General features: G+C 63.9%; 22 protein-coding genes. 4 read left to right on the plus strand and 18 right to left on the minus strand.

The features are described 5' to 3' along the window. Nucleotides 1–41: 41 nt before the first annotated feature. From RCO31_RS01190 to RCO31_RS01205, 4 genes are all read right to left on the minus strand, one after another. Nucleotides 42–1,028: a xanthine dehydrogenase family protein subunit M gene (locus tag RCO31_RS01190; protein ID WP_308966339.1), complete on the minus strand. Its 987-nt coding sequence runs from the start codon at nucleotides 1,026–1,028 to the stop codon at nucleotides 42–44. After that, nucleotides 1,025–1,534, minus strand: a complete 510-nt coding sequence (locus RCO31_RS01195) for a 2Fe-2S iron-sulfur cluster-binding protein (protein WP_308966340.1) — start codon at nucleotides 1,532–1,534, stop codon at nucleotides 1,025–1,027. The genes RCO31_RS01190 and RCO31_RS01195 overlap by 4 nt, the downstream gene beginning before the upstream one ends. Nucleotides 1,535–1,613: 79 nt before the next feature. Then, nucleotides 1,614–2,042 carry a MarR family winged helix-turn-helix transcriptional regulator gene (locus RCO31_RS01200; RefSeq protein WP_308966341.1) on the minus strand — a complete coding sequence of 143 codons (429 nt, stop codon included), beginning with the start codon at nucleotides 2,040–2,042 and terminating at the stop codon, nucleotides 1,614–1,616. Between the two features lie 59 nt (nucleotides 2,043–2,101). Continuing rightward, nucleotides 2,102–2,659, minus strand: a complete 558-nt coding sequence (locus RCO31_RS01205) for a cytochrome b (protein ID WP_308966342.1) — start codon at nucleotides 2,657–2,659, stop codon at nucleotides 2,102–2,104. Nucleotides 2,660–2,788: 129 nt separating this feature from the next. Here RCO31_RS01205 and RCO31_RS01210 point away from each other — a divergent pair, with 129 nt between their 5' ends. Further along, nucleotides 2,789–3,043 (plus strand): PilZ domain-containing protein, encoded by a 255-nt coding sequence (locus RCO31_RS01210; RefSeq protein WP_308966343.1) that lies wholly within the window; start codon nucleotides 2,789–2,791, stop codon nucleotides 3,041–3,043. A gap of 111 nt (nucleotides 3,044–3,154) precedes the next feature. Here the strand turns inward: RCO31_RS01210 and RCO31_RS01215 are convergent, their stop codons facing one another. Together RCO31_RS01215 and RCO31_RS01220 are read right to left on the minus strand one after the other, a co-directional pair. Continuing rightward, nucleotides 3,155–4,003, minus strand: coding sequence for a hypothetical protein (locus tag RCO31_RS01215; RefSeq protein WP_308966344.1), 849 nt, complete (start codon nucleotides 4,001–4,003; stop codon nucleotides 3,155–3,157). 378 nt (nucleotides 4,004–4,381) lie between these two features. Beyond that, a complete protein-coding gene (locus RCO31_RS01220) occupies nucleotides 4,382–5,305 on the minus strand; it encodes a division plane positioning ATPase MipZ (RefSeq protein ID WP_308966345.1) in 924 nt (307 codons plus the stop codon). A gap of 239 nt (nucleotides 5,306–5,544) precedes the next feature. Here RCO31_RS01220 and panC point away from each other — a divergent pair, with 239 nt between their 5' ends. Beyond that, on the plus strand, nucleotides 5,545–6,396 hold the full coding sequence (panC, locus tag RCO31_RS01225) for a pantoate--beta-alanine ligase (protein WP_308966346.1): 852 nt from the start codon (nucleotides 5,545–5,547) through the stop codon (nucleotides 6,394–6,396). A gap of 7 nt (nucleotides 6,397–6,403) precedes the next feature. Here the strand turns inward: panC and RCO31_RS01230 are convergent, their stop codons facing one another. The 4 genes from RCO31_RS01230 to RCO31_RS01245 all read right to left on the minus strand — a co-directional run bounded on the left by RCO31_RS01230 (nucleotide 6,404) and on the right by RCO31_RS01245 (nucleotide 9,320). Further along, the gene (locus RCO31_RS01230) at nucleotides 6,404–6,841 is read right to left on the minus strand and encodes a DUF1489 domain-containing protein (protein WP_308966348.1); all 438 of its coding nucleotides are present in this window, start codon (nucleotides 6,839–6,841) and stop codon (nucleotides 6,404–6,406) included. Between the two features lie 81 nt (nucleotides 6,842–6,922). Further along, nucleotides 6,923–7,915 carry a hypothetical protein gene (locus tag RCO31_RS01235; RefSeq protein WP_308966350.1) on the minus strand — a complete coding sequence of 331 codons (993 nt, stop codon included), beginning with the start codon at nucleotides 7,913–7,915 and terminating at the stop codon, nucleotides 6,923–6,925. A gap of 167 nt (nucleotides 7,916–8,082) precedes the next feature. Next, complete coding sequence (locus tag RCO31_RS01240) at nucleotides 8,083–8,274, minus strand: hypothetical protein (protein ID WP_308966351.1); 192 nt, start codon at nucleotides 8,272–8,274, stop codon at nucleotides 8,083–8,085. 389 nt (nucleotides 8,275–8,663) lie between these two features. After that, the gene (locus RCO31_RS01245) at nucleotides 8,664–9,320 is read right to left on the minus strand and encodes a glutathione S-transferase family protein (RefSeq protein ID WP_308966352.1); all 657 of its coding nucleotides are present in this window, start codon (nucleotides 9,318–9,320) and stop codon (nucleotides 8,664–8,666) included. Nucleotides 9,321–9,424: 104 nt separating this feature from the next. On the opposite strand from RCO31_RS01245, the gene RCO31_RS01250 reads away from it, so the two are divergent. Then, nucleotides 9,425–9,700, plus strand: a complete 276-nt coding sequence (locus tag RCO31_RS01250; protein WP_308966353.1) for a DUF3253 domain-containing protein — start codon at nucleotides 9,425–9,427, stop codon at nucleotides 9,698–9,700. On the opposite strand, the gene RCO31_RS01255 is transcribed toward RCO31_RS01250, so the two are convergent. From RCO31_RS01255 to mgtE, 4 genes are read right to left on the minus strand one after another with little or no spacing between them, the layout of a single operon-like run. After that, on the minus strand, nucleotides 9,660–10,505 hold the full coding sequence (locus tag RCO31_RS01255; protein ID WP_308966354.1) for a YdcF family protein: 846 nt from the start codon (nucleotides 10,503–10,505) through the stop codon (nucleotides 9,660–9,662). The genes RCO31_RS01250 and RCO31_RS01255 overlap by 41 nt on opposite strands. Before the next feature lie 60 nt (nucleotides 10,506–10,565). Then, nucleotides 10,566–11,378 (minus strand): aldo/keto reductase, encoded by an 813-nt coding sequence (locus RCO31_RS01260; protein ID WP_308966355.1) that lies wholly within the window; start codon nucleotides 11,376–11,378, stop codon nucleotides 10,566–10,568. Between the two features lie 56 nt (nucleotides 11,379–11,434). Continuing rightward, nucleotides 11,435–11,749 carry a helix-turn-helix domain-containing protein gene (locus tag RCO31_RS01265; protein ID WP_308966356.1) on the minus strand — a complete coding sequence of 105 codons (315 nt, stop codon included), beginning with the start codon at nucleotides 11,747–11,749 and terminating at the stop codon, nucleotides 11,435–11,437. A 51-nt stretch (nucleotides 11,750–11,800) separates the two neighbouring features. Further along, the gene (mgtE, locus tag RCO31_RS01270) at nucleotides 11,801–13,234 is read right to left on the minus strand and encodes a magnesium transporter (protein WP_308966357.1); all 1,434 of its coding nucleotides are present in this window, start codon (nucleotides 13,232–13,234) and stop codon (nucleotides 11,801–11,803) included. 167 nt (nucleotides 13,235–13,401) lie between these two features. On the opposite strand from mgtE, the gene RCO31_RS01275 reads away from it, so the two are divergent. Beyond that, nucleotides 13,402–13,731 carry a hypothetical protein gene (locus RCO31_RS01275; protein ID WP_308966358.1) on the plus strand — a complete coding sequence of 110 codons (330 nt, stop codon included), beginning with the start codon at nucleotides 13,402–13,404 and terminating at the stop codon, nucleotides 13,729–13,731. Between the two features lie 11 nt (nucleotides 13,732–13,742). On the opposite strand, the gene RCO31_RS01280 is transcribed toward RCO31_RS01275, so the two are convergent. The 4 genes from RCO31_RS01280 to RCO31_RS01295 all read right to left on the minus strand — a co-directional run bounded on the left by RCO31_RS01280 (nucleotide 13,743) and on the right by RCO31_RS01295 (nucleotide 17,083). Next, nucleotides 13,743–15,098 carry an SAF domain-containing protein gene (locus tag RCO31_RS01280; RefSeq protein WP_308966359.1) on the minus strand — a complete coding sequence of 452 codons (1,356 nt, stop codon included), beginning with the start codon at nucleotides 15,096–15,098 and terminating at the stop codon, nucleotides 13,743–13,745. Between the two features lie 125 nt (nucleotides 15,099–15,223). Then, nucleotides 15,224–15,346 (minus strand): hypothetical protein, encoded by a 123-nt coding sequence (locus tag RCO31_RS01285; protein WP_308966360.1) that lies wholly within the window; start codon nucleotides 15,344–15,346, stop codon nucleotides 15,224–15,226. An 84-nt stretch (nucleotides 15,347–15,430) separates the two neighbouring features. Then, nucleotides 15,431–15,634: a DUF2892 domain-containing protein gene (locus RCO31_RS01290; RefSeq protein WP_308966361.1), complete on the minus strand. Its 204-nt coding sequence runs from the start codon at nucleotides 15,632–15,634 to the stop codon at nucleotides 15,431–15,433. Nucleotides 15,635–15,757: 123 nt separating this feature from the next. Continuing rightward, nucleotides 15,758–17,083 carry an NAD(P)/FAD-dependent oxidoreductase gene (locus tag RCO31_RS01295; protein ID WP_308966362.1) on the minus strand — a complete coding sequence of 442 codons (1,326 nt, stop codon included), beginning with the start codon at nucleotides 17,081–17,083 and terminating at the stop codon, nucleotides 15,758–15,760. Nucleotides 17,084–18,018: the final 935 nt, after the last annotated feature.

An 18,018-nucleotide genomic window follows, 5' to 3' on the forward strand; every position in this document is an offset into this window, starting at 1 on the left:
CGCGGTGCGGACACCGCCGACGATAGCGTTCTGCAGCTTGCTCATGCGTCCGCTCCGGTGAGTTCGCCGAGCACAGCGGCGACGGTTCTTTTCGCCAGTTCGACCTTGAAGGCGTTGCCGTGGAAAGACTTTGCCGCGGCAAGTTCGGCATCAGCGGCTTCAAGGAAACGCGCCCGCGTCGGAGCCTGGCCCCGCAGAAGGCCCTCGGCTCGCACGGCACGCCACGGCTTTGCCGCGACGCCGCCCAGAGCAATCCGCACGTCTTCGATCCTCCCCCCGACGACCTCGAGCCCCGCAGCGACCGAGACCAGCGCAAAAGCGTAGCTCGAGCGGTCACGGACCTTGCGGTACCGGGAATTCGCCGCCGCCGCGCTCGGATCGAGTTCGATCGCAGTGATAAGCTCGCCCGGACGCAACACCGTCTCGATCTCCGGATGCTCGCCCGGCAATCGGTGGAAATCGAGCAGCCGCACTTCGCGTTCGCCGCCGGGACCGAGGAGATGAACCGTAGCGTCGAGCGCTGCGAGCGCCACGCACATGTCCGACGGGTGCGTGGCGATGCACCGCTCAGACGCTCCGAAGATCGCATGATAGCGATTGTGACCATCTATGGCGTCGCAGCCGGCGCCCGGTTCGCGCTTGTTACAGCGCGATCCGGCGACGTCGTAGAAATACGCGCAGCGGGTTCGCTGAAGAATGTTGCCGCCGATGGTCGCCATGTTGCGGATTTGCGCCGAAGCACCTGCCAGCAAGGCACGCGACAGCATCGGGTACTGCGTCCGTACGGCAGGATGCACGGCAACGACGCTGTTGCTGACGGCTGCGCCGATGATCAAGCCGCCGGTCGGCGTCTCCTCGATACTGTCGGGCAGACGGGACACATCGACCAGCGCAGCAGGCGCTTCGATATTCTGCCGCATCAGGTCTACCAGATTAGTGCCGCCACCAAGATAGCGAGCCCTTCCCTCGCCGGCGATAGACAAGGCTTCGGTCCGATCCGCAGCACGCCGATAGTCGAAGGACCTCATGGCGCTTCTCCGTTCAGCATTTGCTCGATCGCCGCAACGATCCCGTTATGGGCGCCGCATCGGCACAGATTGCCGCTCATGCGCTCGCGTATTTCCTGGCGCAGCCCACCCTTCGGGCCTTCGACGAGATCGGCGGTCACGTAGCTGGGATCTCCCCGGCGTAGCTCTCCGATCATGGCGACCGCCGAGCAGATCTGCCCGGGCGTACAATAGCCGCACTGCAGGCCGTCATGGTCGATGAAGGCCTGCTGCAGCGGATGAAGCCCGCTCTGGTCACTCGCCAGGCCTTCAATCGTCAGCACATCCCGCCCGTCTGCCTGTACCGCCAACGTCAGGCAGGAGAGCACGCGGGTGCCATCGAGGATGACGGTGCAAGCTCCGCAGCCGCCCTGGTTGCAGCCGAGTTTTGTGCCCGTCAGCCCCAGCCGCTCCCGCAAGAAGTCGAGCAGCGAGACCCGCGGGTCGTCGGGCAGCGGATAGTTCGTTCCGTTGATGACGATTGCCATCGTGCCTCCGTGTAGAAGCGGCCCCCGAACGAGAGCCAAGGAAGGCCATCAAAATAGTACGAACTTCGTAGTATTCAATTCACGAGCCAGCGATCTTTTCCGTGAGCCGGATCAGTTCGGCTTGTTCGCGCGGATCGAGAGAACGAAGCATGACGCGGCACAACTCGCGATAGGCCGCGATGTGATCGTCGATGGCCTGACGGCCTTTGTCGGTCACTGTCAGCGCCAGCGACCGGCGATCGTCCTCAGTCCGGCGACGCTCGATCAGCCTCCTCCGCGTCAGCCGGTCAACGGCGGAGGACATGGTCGTCATGGCGACGTTGAGGTATCTCGCGACTTCGCCGACGCCGCAGCCGGGATTGTCGCCGACAAAAACTAAGGCCTCAGCGTCGAGCGCGTTGAGCGCGTTGTCGGCGGCCGCAGCCGATTCGGCCACCTTGAATCGGCGCGTGAACCGTTCGAAGGCCCGCGTGAGCTGGTCGACTTGTTCGTGGGTCGGCTCCGTCATGCAGGGACCAAATCATGTTCGTTCTGTCTGTGCCAGCAATCGGTGCGCCCGGGCCGCCGTCAATCCCCGCCAAGCGCGCGGGGTAACATCCGCTGCATCACGCGATCCCTGCTGCCGATGTAGTGCTGGAAGGCGGCGGCGATGTGTATGGCGGCAAGACCTGCAATCACGAAGCCGACGATGCGGTGCACGGCAAACACCTGGTCGGCGAAGCCCTTGTTCTCGGCCATCAGATTCGGCAGGTGGTACAGGCCGAAGAATGGCGTCGGTGCGCCGTAGGCGGAATTCGCCAGCCAGCCGCCGAGCGCCTGCAAGATCAACAGGACATACAGGAGCCCGTGCGTCGCCGACGATGCCACCCGCTGCCAGGGCGCCAGCCCGGGTTCGGGCGCAGGCGCCCCGGCCACGATGCGATTGATCAGCCGGGCAACCATCAGCCCGAGCACGAGAATGCCGAATGACTTGTGCAGCGTGTAGAGCGTGTTTTGCAATGGCCCCTCTCCCACACGCACCATCGCAATGGCGATCGGGATCATCGTCAGCACGCTGCCGGCAACGAGCCAGTGCAGCCATTTGGAGGCGGGCGGATAAGCGCCGGATCGACTGCCGTAGGTCATGGATCAGGCCTCATTCGTAGTGTGGAACCTGAAAAATCAATTGCGGCCGGCGATTGGTCAACCCAGATAAGAGTTCATGAAGCGGTTGGCGTATAAAATTCTTACATAAACGATGTGGGAGCACATCACATGGCCTCGTCACGAAAGGCGCGCGGGCCGCGACGGTCAATCCAGCAGCCTGGATGGTTGATCCTCGAAGGCAACTTCGCTGCGCGGCCATGCACGGTGCACGACCTGTCGGACAACGGCGCGAAGATCACCGCAAGCGAGCCTGGCACGGTAAGCGCGCGGTTTCGCCTCGCGCTCTCGCGCGACGTCAGAACCGGACGCCCCTGTGAAATCATCTGGCAGCGCGGCAAAACGTTCGGCGTGAAATTCATCTGATCGCGCCGGTCCGTCGGGGCGGCCCCCGCACTGTTCACGGTTGGTCCTTTGCGTGAGCCGGTTTGAATTCAATCCGGCAATTCAGCATCCGCATAAGGCTCTGGTCTCGGCTCAGCGCCACGATAGACGTTCGCTCCAAATCGAATTGGCGGTGGGGTCGCGCCCGTGCCGAGCGCCGATGCCTGCGGCGAACCAGGCCGCGGCCGCCCCAAGCAGCGCGGCAGCGCCAGCCATGAAGGCGACGATGACGGCGCTCCGCCGCGCGCGACGGATGTTGTCACGCGCGCGCTCGATGGTTGCGTCGACGCGGCGTTCGGCCTCCGGTGCCGCCAACCCTGTTTGCGCCGACACCAGCCGGATCAGATATTGTCGGTCCTCACTGCTGACACCCGAATGCCCCGACGCGGTCAACAGGATCCGCCCCGCTTCGCTTCGCACGCGCGCGACGTCGCCCTGCGGAGCACGGCCGTCAGCGCGAAACAGCCGGTCGACATCGTAGGCGATAAGATTTTCGCTGCCGGCCGAGACGCCGGGACCCGTGTTACCGCCCGAGGGCGCCGCGAGCTGCGAGGCCGCGAGAACGGTGGCGCCGATCATCAATAGTGTGATCAGCGTTGCCAGCGCCCAGACGAGCAGACCGTGTATGCCATTGGTCGTATCCGCGGCATCGCCGTCATCGACGCTCGACCAGGAACGGATCCAACCCGCGACATAGCCGCCAAGGCCATAGGAGCCGAGTGCAACCAGCACGAGATAGATGCCGGACAAGATCCAGAGTGCAGTGGAGCCGTCGCGCCAGGTCGGCGCCGTGGAGCTGACGGCAAGCCCGATCGCCGCGGCGAAGCTGTGCAGCACTACGGCGAGCGCGGCGGCCGCAAGTGCGCCCGCGAAGACCGCAGCCCATTGGACGGCCGGACGGGTCACCGTGCGCGTGCGAGCATCGTCCATTGCGGCGCTCATGGCCGGCCTCCGCTAACGGAGACCGAAGAAGGAAAGGATGGCCATGATCACGACGATCAGACCGATGAGATAAATGATGCCGTGCATTGTTTCCTCCGGTTCGTTGCGCGTTCGCTTTCGACGTTGCGGCGCGCAGGCGCCTCGTCGCGCGAACTTCAAAAGCAAATCGAACTCGCACGCCCTTCCCGACACGGGAGTTCAGCGGCCGCGCGTAACGTGGCGAAAACAGTGAAAATTCGGTGAAGTTCCTCAACGGCCGAAAATATAAATATAACGGCTCCAGCCGCGTTCAGGTTGAGGAACAAAGTCAATCGCTCGAGAACCAAGCTCGGCTAGAGGCCTGGTAAGCCGTTCGATGCGGGTACCCGATCGGTCGCTTCAATTTTCGACGATGTCGTGGGTCTCGAGCGGCTTGCCGGCCTGCGCAAACCATTCGGCACGGGCAACAGCGCGGCGGCGGCCGCGCTCGTCCAGCGGCAACTTGAGGTGACGCAACAGGCTCGTCACCTCCTCGCGCGCGGTCACGTGCGCCATGTTCGGTCGCGTGCCCAGCGTCTCGGAAGTCAAATCGTCCAGCGCGGTCAGTCCGCGCGGAAACAGCTCTCGATAGACGACTCGCTCCGCGAGGCCGTCCACGGCGCGGAAGCCCACTATCGAGGCGAGCCCGTTCAAACCCTCGGCGATCAATTGCTTGTTGCGCGAGGAGACGGACGAGAGGCGATTGCGCACGACGATCCAGTCGGTCGAGGCGCCATCGACCTGACGGCGATGGCGGCGCGCGTCGCGCACCATCCTGGCGTAATGGCTCTCACCAGTTACGCGGTAGGTCGCAGGGTCGACGGTGCCGAGCACGTCGAAATCGACGAAGCTGTCGTTGATCGGGGTAACCAGCGTGTCGGCCATCGAGTGCGCAAGCCGCATCAGATAGCTGTCGGTGCCGGGCGTGTCGATGACGATGAAATCGAAGGCGCGCTCCACCGCTGTGATCGCCTGGGAAAACTGCTCGAACTCCGCGACCTCGTTCTCATCGATGTGCATGCTGGTGCCGAGCGCAATATGGATGTGGTGCGGCAATTCAAGCGCGAGGCCGGTCCGGCGCGCCCATGCGATGCGGTTGTCGACGTAATGCGTGAGGCTCTTCTGCCGGGCGTCGAGATCGACTGTGGCAACGCGCTGACCGGCCTTCAATAGCGCAATGACGATATGGAAGGCCGTCGTGGATTTTCCAGAACCGCCCTTTTCGTTCCCCAGCACGATGACATGCGCGGAGCCGGACTGGCCCGGACTAGCCTGTGCCAACATCTTCGAAGCCCTCTGCCTTCTCATCATCAAATCGGGGCCGTTGCCGGTCAAGCGAAATGCGAACTCGCCCGACGTTAATCCCAGGTCGCGAATCCCAAGGTCGCGCCGGAGCTTGTGACAGCGGCAGCGAAGCGCCCTTCATTTTTCGCAGACGCGGATGATTGGCGGCGCAGCCTCGCCTTTGATAGGTTCCGCGCGCCGCTTCCAGGCCGAAGCTTCCGACGAACTCAAGGTCCGTGATGCCCAAACGTCCTCCCGTCGCCCGCACCCTCCCCGCGCTGCACCGCGCGATCGACCAGCTGCGCGCGCGCAAAGCGAAGGTTGCGATCGTCCCGACGATGGGAGCGCTGCATGACGGGCATCTGACGCTGGTTCGCAATGCAAAGCGGCGCGGTCTGAAGGTTGTGGTCTCGATCTTTGTTAACCCGACGCAGTTTGCCCCACACGAGGATTTCGCATCCTACCCGCGCACAATGAATACCGATCTCGACAAGCTCGCAACGCTTGCCGCGGACCTGGTCTGGGCACCCACCGCCGCGGTGATGTATCCGGAGGACTATGCCTCGCGCATCGCTGTCGATGGCCCGGCCGTCGCCGGACTCGAAGACAAGTATCGCCCCCACTTCTTCAGCGGGGTCGCGACCGTGGTCGGCAAACTGTTCAACCAGTGCCGACCGGATTTTGCGATCTTTGGCGAGAAGGACTATCAGCAGCTGAAGGTGGTCACCCGCATGTCGCGGGATCTGGACATGCGCGTCAAGGTGATCGGCGTTCCGACCGTACGCGAAAAGGACGGTCTCGCGATGTCATCCCGCAACGTCTACCTGTCAGCCGACGAACGCCGCACGGCTCCGATTTTGCACCGGACGATGAAGGAGATATCGGCACAACTTCGTGCCGGTGCTGAAGTCGAGACGGCGCTGGTACAGGGACGCACAGCAATCACCGAGGCCGGATTTGCGATCGACTACCTCGAGGCGCGGCATGCGGAGGCCCTGATGCCGATCTCGTCGATGAAAGACGGCCCGGTTCGGCTGCTGGTCGCAGCCAAGATCGGCCGAACGCGGTTGATCGACAACATGCGCGCCTGATCGAAGGCTATAGCAGCCCCAGCTCGCGCAGTTCGCGGCGCATCGGTTCGGGCATGGCGGCAAGGCCTTTGCCGGATTTGCCAAGATCGGGCGGCGCATCGTTCGCCGCCAGGTAGCGCCAGCCCTGAAACGCCCGCATCGGCCGGGGTGTGACCGGCACGACCTTCGGCTCCATGACGATTCGGCAACGGCCGATGCCGGCCTTGTCGCGGAAAGGCTCGATACCAACCAGCCGCTCGCGCGCCGAGATCTGGCCCTTGATCACCCAGTAAAGCGAGCCGCCGCCGAGGAGCTCCTCATCGCGCTTCGGCGTCATCCGCGTGATATGGATGTGGCGACGGGGCAACCCCTGCGCCTTCGCCTGACGCATCCGCTCGCGCACCCAATCCTGCAGGTCCTTGACCGAGTCGCAGCCGACGGCGAGCTTGATGAGGTGAAGCGGCATGGCGGAAATTTACGGCATGCGCATGCGTGACGAAAGCCGTTCCTGGCGGAACTTCACACCTTACGCGAACACAAGCGAAAGCTAGTTCTTGTCGCCCGGTTGTGACGGCACGAATGGCACGGGCGCGACCACGCGCGGCCGACCGACCGCCGCAGCCGGAGCCTGCGTCTGACCCGCAGTTGCCGGCGGCGCTGACGGTCGCTTCGCCTGCGCCTGCGCATTGGCCGATTTGGACGCTGGAGAGGTCGTGTGCTTCGGCGCAGCCGTGGGAGCAGGCGCAGCCGCCTGCGCCGACGGCTCGGAGCCCATGATGCTGACCGGAGGAATGGCGGCGGAGTTTGCAAAATCCACCGATGTCGGCCTGCCGGTCGGCGTGTTCGCACCGGCTGGGACGCCGGACAGCAGATTTGCGTTAGGCGCCGCGGGGCCGGCGGCCGCACTGTTCCAGGATGGCGAATAGCGCGCGACCAGCGTGTCGTAGAGCCGGTCGTTCATGTTTGCCTTGATCTGATCCACGTCGGTCAGCATGCGAAAGAGCGGGCAGTCCGTTGCGGCACACCGTTCGCGCACTGCGACGACCTGAGCCACGAGCCCATAGCGATCGCGCTCGACGGTTCGTCGAAGAAGCTGCTGTTCCGGCGTCAGCGAGCGCGAATTGCCGGCGGCAATCACCCGGGAAATCTGGCCGGCGGTATACGAGACGGCCGCCGCGGCGGTGTCCGCAGAGCCGAACACGGCTTTCTCGCAGGCGGCCTCGACGCTTTCGCCGGCCAGCCCGTCGAGGCAGGCGAGCGCGGGTGAAGCGGCGACCTGCTGGGTGCTCACGCGTGCATCCACCGGCACGTCGGTTGGCCGTGCCGAGGTTCCGAGACCCCGTACGGTCGCGGTCGAGGCGATGCCGATCGCCAGTAGCGCGATCACCGCCAGCGCGCCGTTGGCCATGGTCTTGTCGGCGCGCAGCAACACGATCAGCACCACCAGCGCGAAGAAGGCGGCCCCGACCAGCGTCGCCCACATTGGAAGCGTTGGCGAACGCCACAACTCGTCAAGCGTCGTTGCCCATGCCCATTGCATGCGAAAGCCCCCTGCTCTTGCAACCGTCGAAAGTCATGTGCGCACACGATCCGGCGCGCCTCGAGCGATGCATCATTAATTCGGAGCGACGCGCTGTCCCTGCGTCGCGCCCATCCCTTCGTCCAGAGTGGGTCACGAACACGACATCAATGGGGCAATGGCCGAGCTCAGGCCGCCTTCAGTTGGCTTTCCTTCGCAACCCGCTCGAACGCTTCAGTCGTGCTTTTGATGCGGTACTGGCAATCGTCGCCGTCGGTCGGCAACAGCCTGATGACTTCATAGGTTCCGCTGGCTGCCGGACGCGAAACGTTGCTTGCGGTGAAATAAACGGTCTCTCCGACCTTATATTTGTGCGTCAACGCCCTCTCCTTCACGCGATACGCGAAAAAGCCAGCCGGTCCAAAGAATTGAAGGCCCGCCTGGCGACACCACCCGGGCGCCGATATAGCACGATTGAACACAATTTGGCCAGCATTTCCGGGCCTGCTCCGATCGCTAAAAGCTCCCATAAATTCAATATGTTAGTTAATGCCGAGACGGGTCATTCCGGGTTCCTCGAACACCTCTCCCGGTAGGGCCCTCAGGGAGGCAAACTGAGCAAGATTGTCGCACCCTGAAGGGGCGCAGGAATGGCAGCCGGCTCGGCGCACCGGAGAGCAGATTTATGAAATAATTCCTAGATGCAGGTCATCGATTCAAACACCCTGACCGGAGAATGAAATTCCGCCGAAGAGCAAAGTCGTGAGGTTTAATCGTTCTCGAACTTCTCGATCACCCACGTTTCCTTCAGGGCGTCGGAACTCCACTCGGCAAACGCCGGATGCGCCTGCATCGCACTCATGTAGTCGGCGGCCTCGCCCGCAACATCGACACCGTAGGTTCGAAAACGATGCACCACCGGCGCGTACATCGCATCCGCGCCCGAGAATGGGCCGAACAGGAACGAACCACCCCGCCCATAGGTCCGCCGGCAAGCGGTCCAGATCTCCTGGATCCGGTTCGCGTTGACCTTCGCGTCGGAGGAAAGCGCGCGCTTGTGCACCGGTCGATGAATGTTCATCGAGCACTCGTTGCGAAGCGCCATGAATCCGGAATGCATCTCGGCTGAGATCGACCGCGCATGCGCCCGCGCACCGGCATCCGAGGGCCAGAAACCCTTGCCGGGAAATTTCTCGGCGAGGTATTCGATGATCGCCAGGGAATCCCAGACCGTCACTTCGCCATCGACCAGGATCGGCACCTTGCCGGCCGGCGAATACTTGAGGATGCGCTGCTTGTCGGCGTCGCCGGTGTAGAGCGGGATAACCACCTCGTCGAACGGAATCCCGGCCGCCTTCAAGGCGATCCACGGCCGCATCGACCATGACGAATAGTTCTTGTTGCCGACCACCAACGTCAGAGCCATGTCGCACCAACCTTTTCCATCGGGCTCGGCTTTTACGCCAAACGTGGTCACCCCGCCAGATCGGAAGGGTTGCCTCCCGAGGCCTGATCCGGCAAGGCATGCCGATGTTCAGTCCCGATTCTGCCGATGCTTCCGCCGCTCCCCTTGAAATAGCACTGCTGAAAGCGCTCGGGCGCGTGCCCGGCAAGACGCTCAGCGCTCCCGAGCTTGCACAGGAGATCGCGGTAGAAGGCAACTGGCACGACCTGCTCGTGCCCATCCGCCGCGCGGCTGTGAAACTCGCCCTCGATGGACGGCTCATCATCTACCGCAAAGGCAGGCCTGCCGATCCGAGCGATTTCAGGGGCGTCTACCGGCTTGGCCTGCCGCGCCACGACTAGTGGCTGCCGGGTGCGGCGCCGGAAACAGCGCGCTGCTGCGGTCGGTCAGCCAGTAGATGACCAAGCCGGTCCATTCGTGGACCGCGACATCCGCCCGAGCGAGGCCGCTGCTGAGCCTGGCGAAGGGTTGCCACAGGTCGCGCCAGCCACGGGTGCGCCAATCGACCGGAAACGCCTCGACATCGAAGCCCGCCTTGCGGAAGGCGCCGACCGACCGCGGCATGTGAAAGGACGAGGTGACGAGCAGCCAGCGCTCGCCCGCCTTCGGCTTCAGCAGGTCGCGCGAGTTGACCGCATTCTCGTAGGTGGTGCGGGAGGTTTCCTCGAAGACGAAGCGGTCGCCTGAGATGCCGGCCTCGGCCAGCAGCTTGCGCGCAAACGGCGCCTCAGCGAACGTGTTCTGGATCAGATTGCCGCTGCCGCCCGAGAAGACGATGCGCGCTTCCGGGAAGCGGCGCGCCAGCATCACCAGCGCCGTCATGCGCTCGGCCGAGGAGTCCAGTTCGACCGCATCGCGCGCGGCCGAGACCTCAGGATCGATCGCGCCGCCCAACACGATCACGCCTTCGGGATCCCTGCCCCCGCTTTCCCACGCCGGAAACCGTTCGGACAGCGGCAGCAGCAATGCATTGCTCAAGGGCGAGAACCCGAGAACCACAAGCAGCCCGATACTGCCGATCAAAAGCACCCTCGCCAGCCTCAGCCAGCGCGTCATCAACAGGCAGACGCCGGTGATCGCCACGACCGCCAGGACGTTGGACGGGACTGTCAGGAAGCCAAGGATTTTCGAAAGCGCGAAGAACATGGCGCAGCTTTCATGCGCGAAGCGGATCACAAGATCAATCGGAACGGCCGATGCGACCGGTCAATCCCAATCCGCTCCGCCCGCAAGGAGCCGGCCCTTGCTGCTGCCCATGGCGGAGATTGTCGTCATTTCGTCGTCGCTCAGCGCGAAGTCGAACACCGCCAGATTTTCCTGCAGCCGCTCGAGCTTCGAGGTGCGCGGAATCGCGGCAACGTTCTGCTGAACGAGCCAGCGCAGGCAGACCTGCGCCGCGGTCTTGCGATGCAGGCTGGCGATCCGGGCCAAGGTCCGATCGTCCTTAACCCGCCCCTTCGCGATCGGCGAATAGGCGACGGTGACCAGACCAAGACTGTTGCAGGCGTCGAGCACCTTGGCCTGGTCAAGATAAGGATGATACTCGACCTGATTGCACACCAGCGGTTCGGCCGACAGCGAAACCGCCTCGCGCATCAACGTCACGTTGAAGTTCGAGATGCCGATATGCCTCGTGAGGCCCGTTTGCTTCGCATGCGCCAGCCCCTCGAGCGTTTCGTTCAATGGCACACGGGTGCTCGGCCAGTGCAGCAGCACGAGATCGACGTCCGTCATGCGCAACTTGACGAGGCTCTCCTTCAACGAGCGGATGAGGTCGTTCGGCGCGAAATGCGTCGGCCAGACTTTCGTCGTGACGAAGACATCGTCGCGCGGCACGCCGGATGCGCGCAGCCCCTCGCCGACTTCGCGCTCGTTGTCGTACATCTGCGCGGTATCGATGTGCCGATAGCCAAGACGCAGCGCCTGCTCGACGATGCGCGCGCAGGTGCGGCCGCGCAACTCCCAGGTTCCGAGGCCTATGGCCGGAATACGCGCTCCGCCGGCTTCAATGATGTGCATGAGCGTCTCCAGCTCGGCCCCTCGTCGCCGATGATGAGGGGTCGGCAGGTTCGGCGTCAATGTGGCGATGACGCCTTGGCGAGCAGCGCAAAGGTCAGATCCGGCGCACGGGCGATCAGTGTCAGCAATGCCCGCGCCGGTCCGCGCGGCTCACGCTTGCCCTGCTCCCAGTTCCGGATGGTCTCGAGCGGCACGCCGAGCCGTTCGGCAAACTCGACCTGCGTCAGCTGCGAACGGTTGCGCAACGCACGAACGTCGAGCACCGGCGCTATGAGGTCGACCCCGGGCGGCAGCGTCGGCACCAGCGGTGCTTCGTTGCCATCCTGCACTTCAACGATACGCCCGTCTGCTTTCAGTCTGAGCCGCCGCATGGGGATATCTCCGAATCGAAACCATGCTGGGCAGTTATGGTTAATGAAGACTTAATTGAGCCCGAACCACAGGGTCGCGATGCCGAGAAACGAAAGGAAGCCGACCACGTCGGTGACCGTGGTCACGAAGGGGCCGGAGGAGACGGCCGGATCGACGCCCATCCGGTTCAGCGTCAGCGGGATCACGAGACCGCCGAGCGCCGCGCAGATCAACACGGTGACCATGGCAAGCCCGATCACCGCGCCGAGGTCTGCGATCTTGAAAGCGGTCGCCGCTATCGCGCCGAGAATGACAGCGAAGCCAAGCCCGTTCAGGACACCGACCAGAAGCTCGCGCCGCAGGATGCGCAAGGCGTTGCCACGGTTGAGCTCCCGGGTCGCAAGCGCACGCACCGCAACGGTCATGGTCTGGGTGCCGGCGTTGCCGCCCATGCTGGCCACCACCGGCATCAGCACCGCCAGCGCCACCATTTTCTCAAGCGCATTCTCGAACCTGCTGATGACAAAGGCGGACAGGCAGGCGGTCAGCATGTTGACGAACAGCCAGGGGAAGCGGCCTCTGGCGATGGTCCAGACCGTGTCGGACAGCCCTTCGTCGCGCGTGACGCCGCCGAGCGCCTTCAGGTCCTCTTCGGCTTCCTCCTCGATCACGTCGACCACGTCGTCGACGGTGATGACGCCGACCAGCCGCTCGTCCTGATCGACCACAGGCGCGGCGACGAGGTTGTACTTGCCGAACAGCCGCGCGACCTCCTCCTGGTCGTCCGTGGCACGCACCCGGCGGCGCTCCTCATCCATCAGTTCGGCGATCGGCACCGGCCGGCGCGCGCGCAGCAGCGCATCGAGCGATACCGCGCCGCGCAGCCGACGCTCCTCATCGGTGGCATAAAGCTCGTAAAAGCGCTCCGGCAGGTCCGGCGTCTCGCGCATGTAGTCGATGGTCTGGCCAACTGTCCAATCGGGCGGCACCGAGATGAAGTCGGTCTGCATCCGCCGCCCGGCGGAATTTTCGGGGTACAGAAGGCCCCGCTCGATCATCCGTCGCTCGGAGGCAGGCAGCCTCTCGAGGATCTCCTCCTGGCTTTCCTCGGGCAGGTGCTCCAGCAACTCGACGGCGTCGTCGGATTCCAGCTCGCGCACGCCCTCGGCGACTGTCTGCGGCGGCAATTCCTCGAGGATTTCCTCGCGGACCGATTCGTCGACCTCGTTGAGCGCCGAGAAGTCGAAGTCTTTGCCGGCAAGCTCGATCAGGCGCAGCCGCAGCTCAGGCTCCAGCGCCTCGATCAGATCGCCGAGATCCGCCTCGTGCAGTTCGCCGACCAGGGAGCGCAGGAAGCCGGCATCGCCGCGCTGGATGCTGCCGGAAACGTCTTCGATGAAGGCCTCGCGGACGGCGCCGTCCTCATCGCGCATCGGCACGCGGGCGAGAAAGGCCTCACCCTCGGTCGGCGCGGTCGTATCAGCCCGGTCTCGATCGTCGGCCATGAAACCCCGCGCTTCTCACACGTCTCGAACTGCCTGTGGCCCGCCCGCCTTAGCCAATCGGCGTGCCGTTGACAAACGGCCCGCGCGATCGCACTCAAATTGCTGCCGCAACCGGCGTCGTCTAGATTGTGACGACGCGCAATGACACTTAGCTGCCTTCGGACCAGATGACCTCGACGATCCTACTCCGCACAACCCTTGCCGCTGTCCTGATCACCGCCGCGCTGCCTGCAAACGCAGGTCCCAGCATGACCACAAGCCTGCAGGCGACCACGCTTGATCTTGCCGAATGCCTGAAGCGAGGCGAGGCAATCATGCGCGAGGCAGGCCTGACGAGAAACCTGCAGGTGCTGCAGCTCACCGTCTATGGCGAACAGGGCGACTACACGGCGTCGGTGCGCTGCGTGCCGGGCAAGGACGTGGTTCTCTTCGTGGTAGCCGGCCCCCGCCCCGATCGCGCCAGCAAGGTCATGAGCGAGCTCAAGGACAAGTTCTAGTCGGCCCCGGGCTAGCGAGCCGCAGCGGCAGGGCCGAAGGCCGCTTCCATCTCACGGCGCGTCCGCACGGCAAGATCGTTCGGATCGTGCTCCACGTCGGTCCATTTCAGGGCCTCGCCTTCGGCCACCTCGCGTTTCAGCCGCACGTTCTGCGCAAGTCCAAGAGGCAGGAAGCCGCGCTCGAGCGAGCGCTCCGCCGGCGTCTGCTTGCCCCAGACGCAGAAGCCGCCCTCGCCGTCCAGCACCTCGCCCCGTTTCAAAGGCCGCTTGGCGGTCGCCACCACGTCGGAGCGAAAGCCTGTCGGCGCACCGGTCGGCTCGCCACGGAGTGCAGCACTCGCGACCGAGATGCCGAGCTCGAGCCCAATCATGTGGATGGGCCGGTACAGCGCGGCGTAACGCCCGCCCGCATCCGGCAGCATCGCGTACTCCTTGAAACAGCGGCGCGCGTAGTCGGTTTCGCCTTCGATCACCACGTAGGTGCCGAGCGCCAGATGATGCGGCACGTCGCGCCCCTTGCGGTCAACCGAGGAAACGACCTCGGTCACCCCCTCTTTCTCCAGCACGCCACCTGCACTTTTCGGCTTGCAGATCTCGGCCAGCTCGAAGCGCGTCGCCGGCGGAAAACTCAAGCCTTCGCTCTGCGGCACGAGGCCGGTAGCGTTGCAGACCGCCGTCATCTCGATACCGGACTTGGTGCCATCGACGAAGCTGTTGAACATCTTCGGATTGATCGAGGCGCGATCGGCGATGTTCAGATACTTGTCGAGGATGTCCCAGACATTGTCCGGATTGGACTGATGGTAGTGCGGCTCGTAGCGCGTGCCCTTGCCGGCGGCGACGACCTTGAAGCCGCACGCCCGCGCCCAGTCGACATGTTCGCAGATCAGCGCCGGCTGGTCACCCCAGGCGAGGCTGTAAACGGTCCCCGCCGCTTTCGCCTTCTGGGCGAGCAACGGACCGGCCAGCGCGTCCGCCTCGACATTGACCATGACCACGTGCTTGCCATGAGCGATCGCGCCGAGCGCGTGCTTGATGCCCACCTCGGGAATGCCGGTCGCTTCGACCACGACTTCGATCCCGGGAAAGTCGATCAGCGCGTCCGCGTCGGCGGTCACGCAGGTGGCGCGGGTGCGCAGCGCCTCACCGAGCGATCCGGCGCCGAACTGTTCTGCAGGCCAGCCCGCCGTCGCGAGCTGCGTCATGGCGCGCGCGACGTCGAGGTCGGCGACCGCCGCGACATGGAGGCCCCGCGTCAGCCGGGCCTGTGCCAGGAACATGGTTCCGAATTTGCCCGCGCCGATGACGCCGACCCGAATGGGTCGCCCGGCAACCTCACGCTGAAGCAGAAGCGAGTGAAGATTCATGGCGACAGCATACACCGGCTGCCGCTGCCGTGAACCGGCCATGAGGGGTCGGGAACAGCGCCCGACCGTCGCATTGACGGGCGCCGACCGACCTCACTCTTGCGACCGCCTGTGCCGGCCGACCGCTATTTACTGACTTGCTCTTCCACGGCCGCTGTCTCCTGGCCGCCTTCCTGCAGGACGTTCGGGAAGACGAAACCCATCGTCAGGAAAAAGACGACGAGACGAAGTACACGCGATTTGGTCATTTGCTTCCTACTTGATTTTGCGAATGGAGCGATCGTCATTTTGCGAATGGAGCGATCGTCACGCTGTTCGGCGACGTACCTGCTTCAGGGCCGAGACAAAGATCGCGAGCGACCCAGGAGCTGAGAGAGCGGACAGAACCGGACGGCAGCCGTCAGCAGAAGAAACGCTCCGGCAATGCCGATCCAATGCCAGGCGTCGTTGTCCAATCCACGCGGCAGTGAATAGCTGACAACGACGACGCCGAAGACGGCGCGCACCACGCGCTCGATTGCACTGAGATTTCCCATGGGTGAGCCTCCTCGTCGTCGCGACGAGCAAGCTACGCTCTCTTCGAAGCAGCTGACAATGACAGCAGAATTGAAACTACGAAGCGCTATCTCGCGATCCATCGCGGATAGCAACGTGCATACTCAAGCGACGCCGCGCATCCGCGCGCCTTCGCCTTCCTTGCCTGCATCGTCCTTCAAGCGTGAACCGGTCGAACCGGTGATCAACCGCATGCCGCGCTGGAAGGTGATGTAGCTCCAGGCCCAGTGCAGCGCGACGATTGCGCGACGGCGGAAGCCGATCAGGAAGTAGATGTGCGCAAAGCTCCACAACAGCCAGGCCACGAAGCCCGACAGATGAACCTTGCCGAAGTCCACCACGGCGTGGCTGCGGCCGATGGTAGCGAGCGAACCGTAGTCGCGATAGCGGAACGGCGGCAGTGTTCGACCTTTCGTCCGCGCGACCAGCAGTTTTGCGAGATACGCGCCCTGCTGCTTTGCGACAGGCGCGACACCCGGCAGAGGCTGACCGTCCGCACCAAGGACAAGCGCGGTGTCGCCCAGCACGAAGATATCCGGATGTCCCGGCACCGAGAGATCGGGCTCGACTTTGACACGCCCGACGCGATCCGTCGGGACATCCAGCCATCGGGCGGCGGGTGACGCCTTGACACCCGCCGCCCACATGATGGTTCGCGTCTCGATGCGTTCGTCGCCGACAGCGACGGCGTCCGCGCTGCACGCGGTCACCATGGCGCCGAGCCGCACCTCGACGCCGAGATCTTCCAATGACCGCTGCGCCTTCTCCGATAACGATGGATGGAACGTTGGGAGCAGCCGGGGCCCACCTTCAAGCAGAACAACGCGCGTGCTTTTCGGATCGATATTGCGGAAATCCGCTGCAAGCGCTCGCTTCGCGAGCTCGGCGATCGCGCCAGCCATTTCGACACCGGTAGGCCCGCCACCGACGATGACGAGAGTCAGGAGCTGCGCCCGCTCGGCGGCATCGCTCGAAGCCTCCGCTCGCTCGAATGCCAGCAGGATCTGTCGGCGCAGATACGTCGCATCGTCGATCGTCTTGAGACCGGGAGCAAACTCCGCCCAGTCATCGTGGCCGAAATACGCATGCTGAGCGCCGGTCGCCAACAGCAGGAGGTCGTAGGGAAAGCGCCTGTCTTCCACGATCACCTGTTTGCCGACGACGTCGATGCCGGACACATCGGCGAGCACGACCGTGGTGTTCGCCTGGCCGCGGAGAATGGCGCGGATCGGCGCGGCGATGTCGGCCGGCGAAAGCGCCGCCGTCGCAACCTGATAGAGCAGCGGCTGGAACAGGTAATAATTATGGCGGTCGATCACGGTGACATCATACGTCGACTCCGCGAGCCCCTTTGCCAGCGTGAGCCCGCCGAAGCCTGCGCCGACGATTACGACGCGAGGTCCATGCTTTTCGTTCGCCGGAACCGACATGCCCGTCTCCGTTCCCGCCCGCCTATAACTAATCTGGCGTGGCAAAACGCAGATTCAATTGTCAAACAGCATCGCACACATGCATCGTCGCCCCCTGTTCTTGTCCGGCCTGGGGCTTGCCGGTCGTCTTGTGCCTTCCCTTGCCCGAAAGGGCTGTGCGGAACGCAAGGGCGTTTCACCGCGCCCGCGGCGCCATGTGCTCTTGGCAAGCACATGGCAAAAAACAAATGCCACGGAGGCAGCTTGACGCCTGCGCTCCGCACGCGATGGTTCTTTGCACGGCTTGCTGCATGTCCCCAGGCCTCGCCACTTTCGCTGGCTTCGCCCGGTTCGTGCGAACTGTCGCCCGGACATGCACTTGGACCGTCCGTCCGTCGTACCGGCGTCTTTGATTGCCTTCGGGCATCACACGGATTTCTCCGGCGCTTTCCATAGCCGTTCGAAGAACGGCGTCGCTTCGCTCGCCTATGGCCCGGCATCGTAACGGCCATCGCATCCCGCTCCGCATCGATAAGACGATCGCGACGCGCCCTTCCGTTGGAGCGGGACGGGAGCATCGTATTGCGGATAGGAATGAAGGCAAGAACAATTTCTGAAAAAACGAATTTCCTGTGAGCATCCTGTGCGTATCGTCACACTCCGTCATTGCGAGGAGCGCAGCGACGCGGCAATCCAGCGCGGCATTTGCAGCAGATTCAGACTGGATTGCTTCGGGCTGCGCCCTCGCAATGACGCGTAGTGTCGCGCGGCTCGCAATGACGGCGTGGGTCTGACTATGTTGGCCGCAATCAATTTGTGTCGAAGTGTTTCTGGAAACGCGGGCGACCGTATTTCTATATGGATCCTGGCTTCCTTTTGACCCATGCTTCGCCGTAAAACTCGATCGTTTCGATCGACGCCGTTATCAGCCGCTTGAGACGCAAACTGGACACGCC

This window comes from Bradyrhizobium sp. LHD-71 (assembly GCF_031157255.1).
GTDB lineage: Bacteria > Pseudomonadota > Alphaproteobacteria > Rhizobiales > Xanthobacteraceae > P52-10.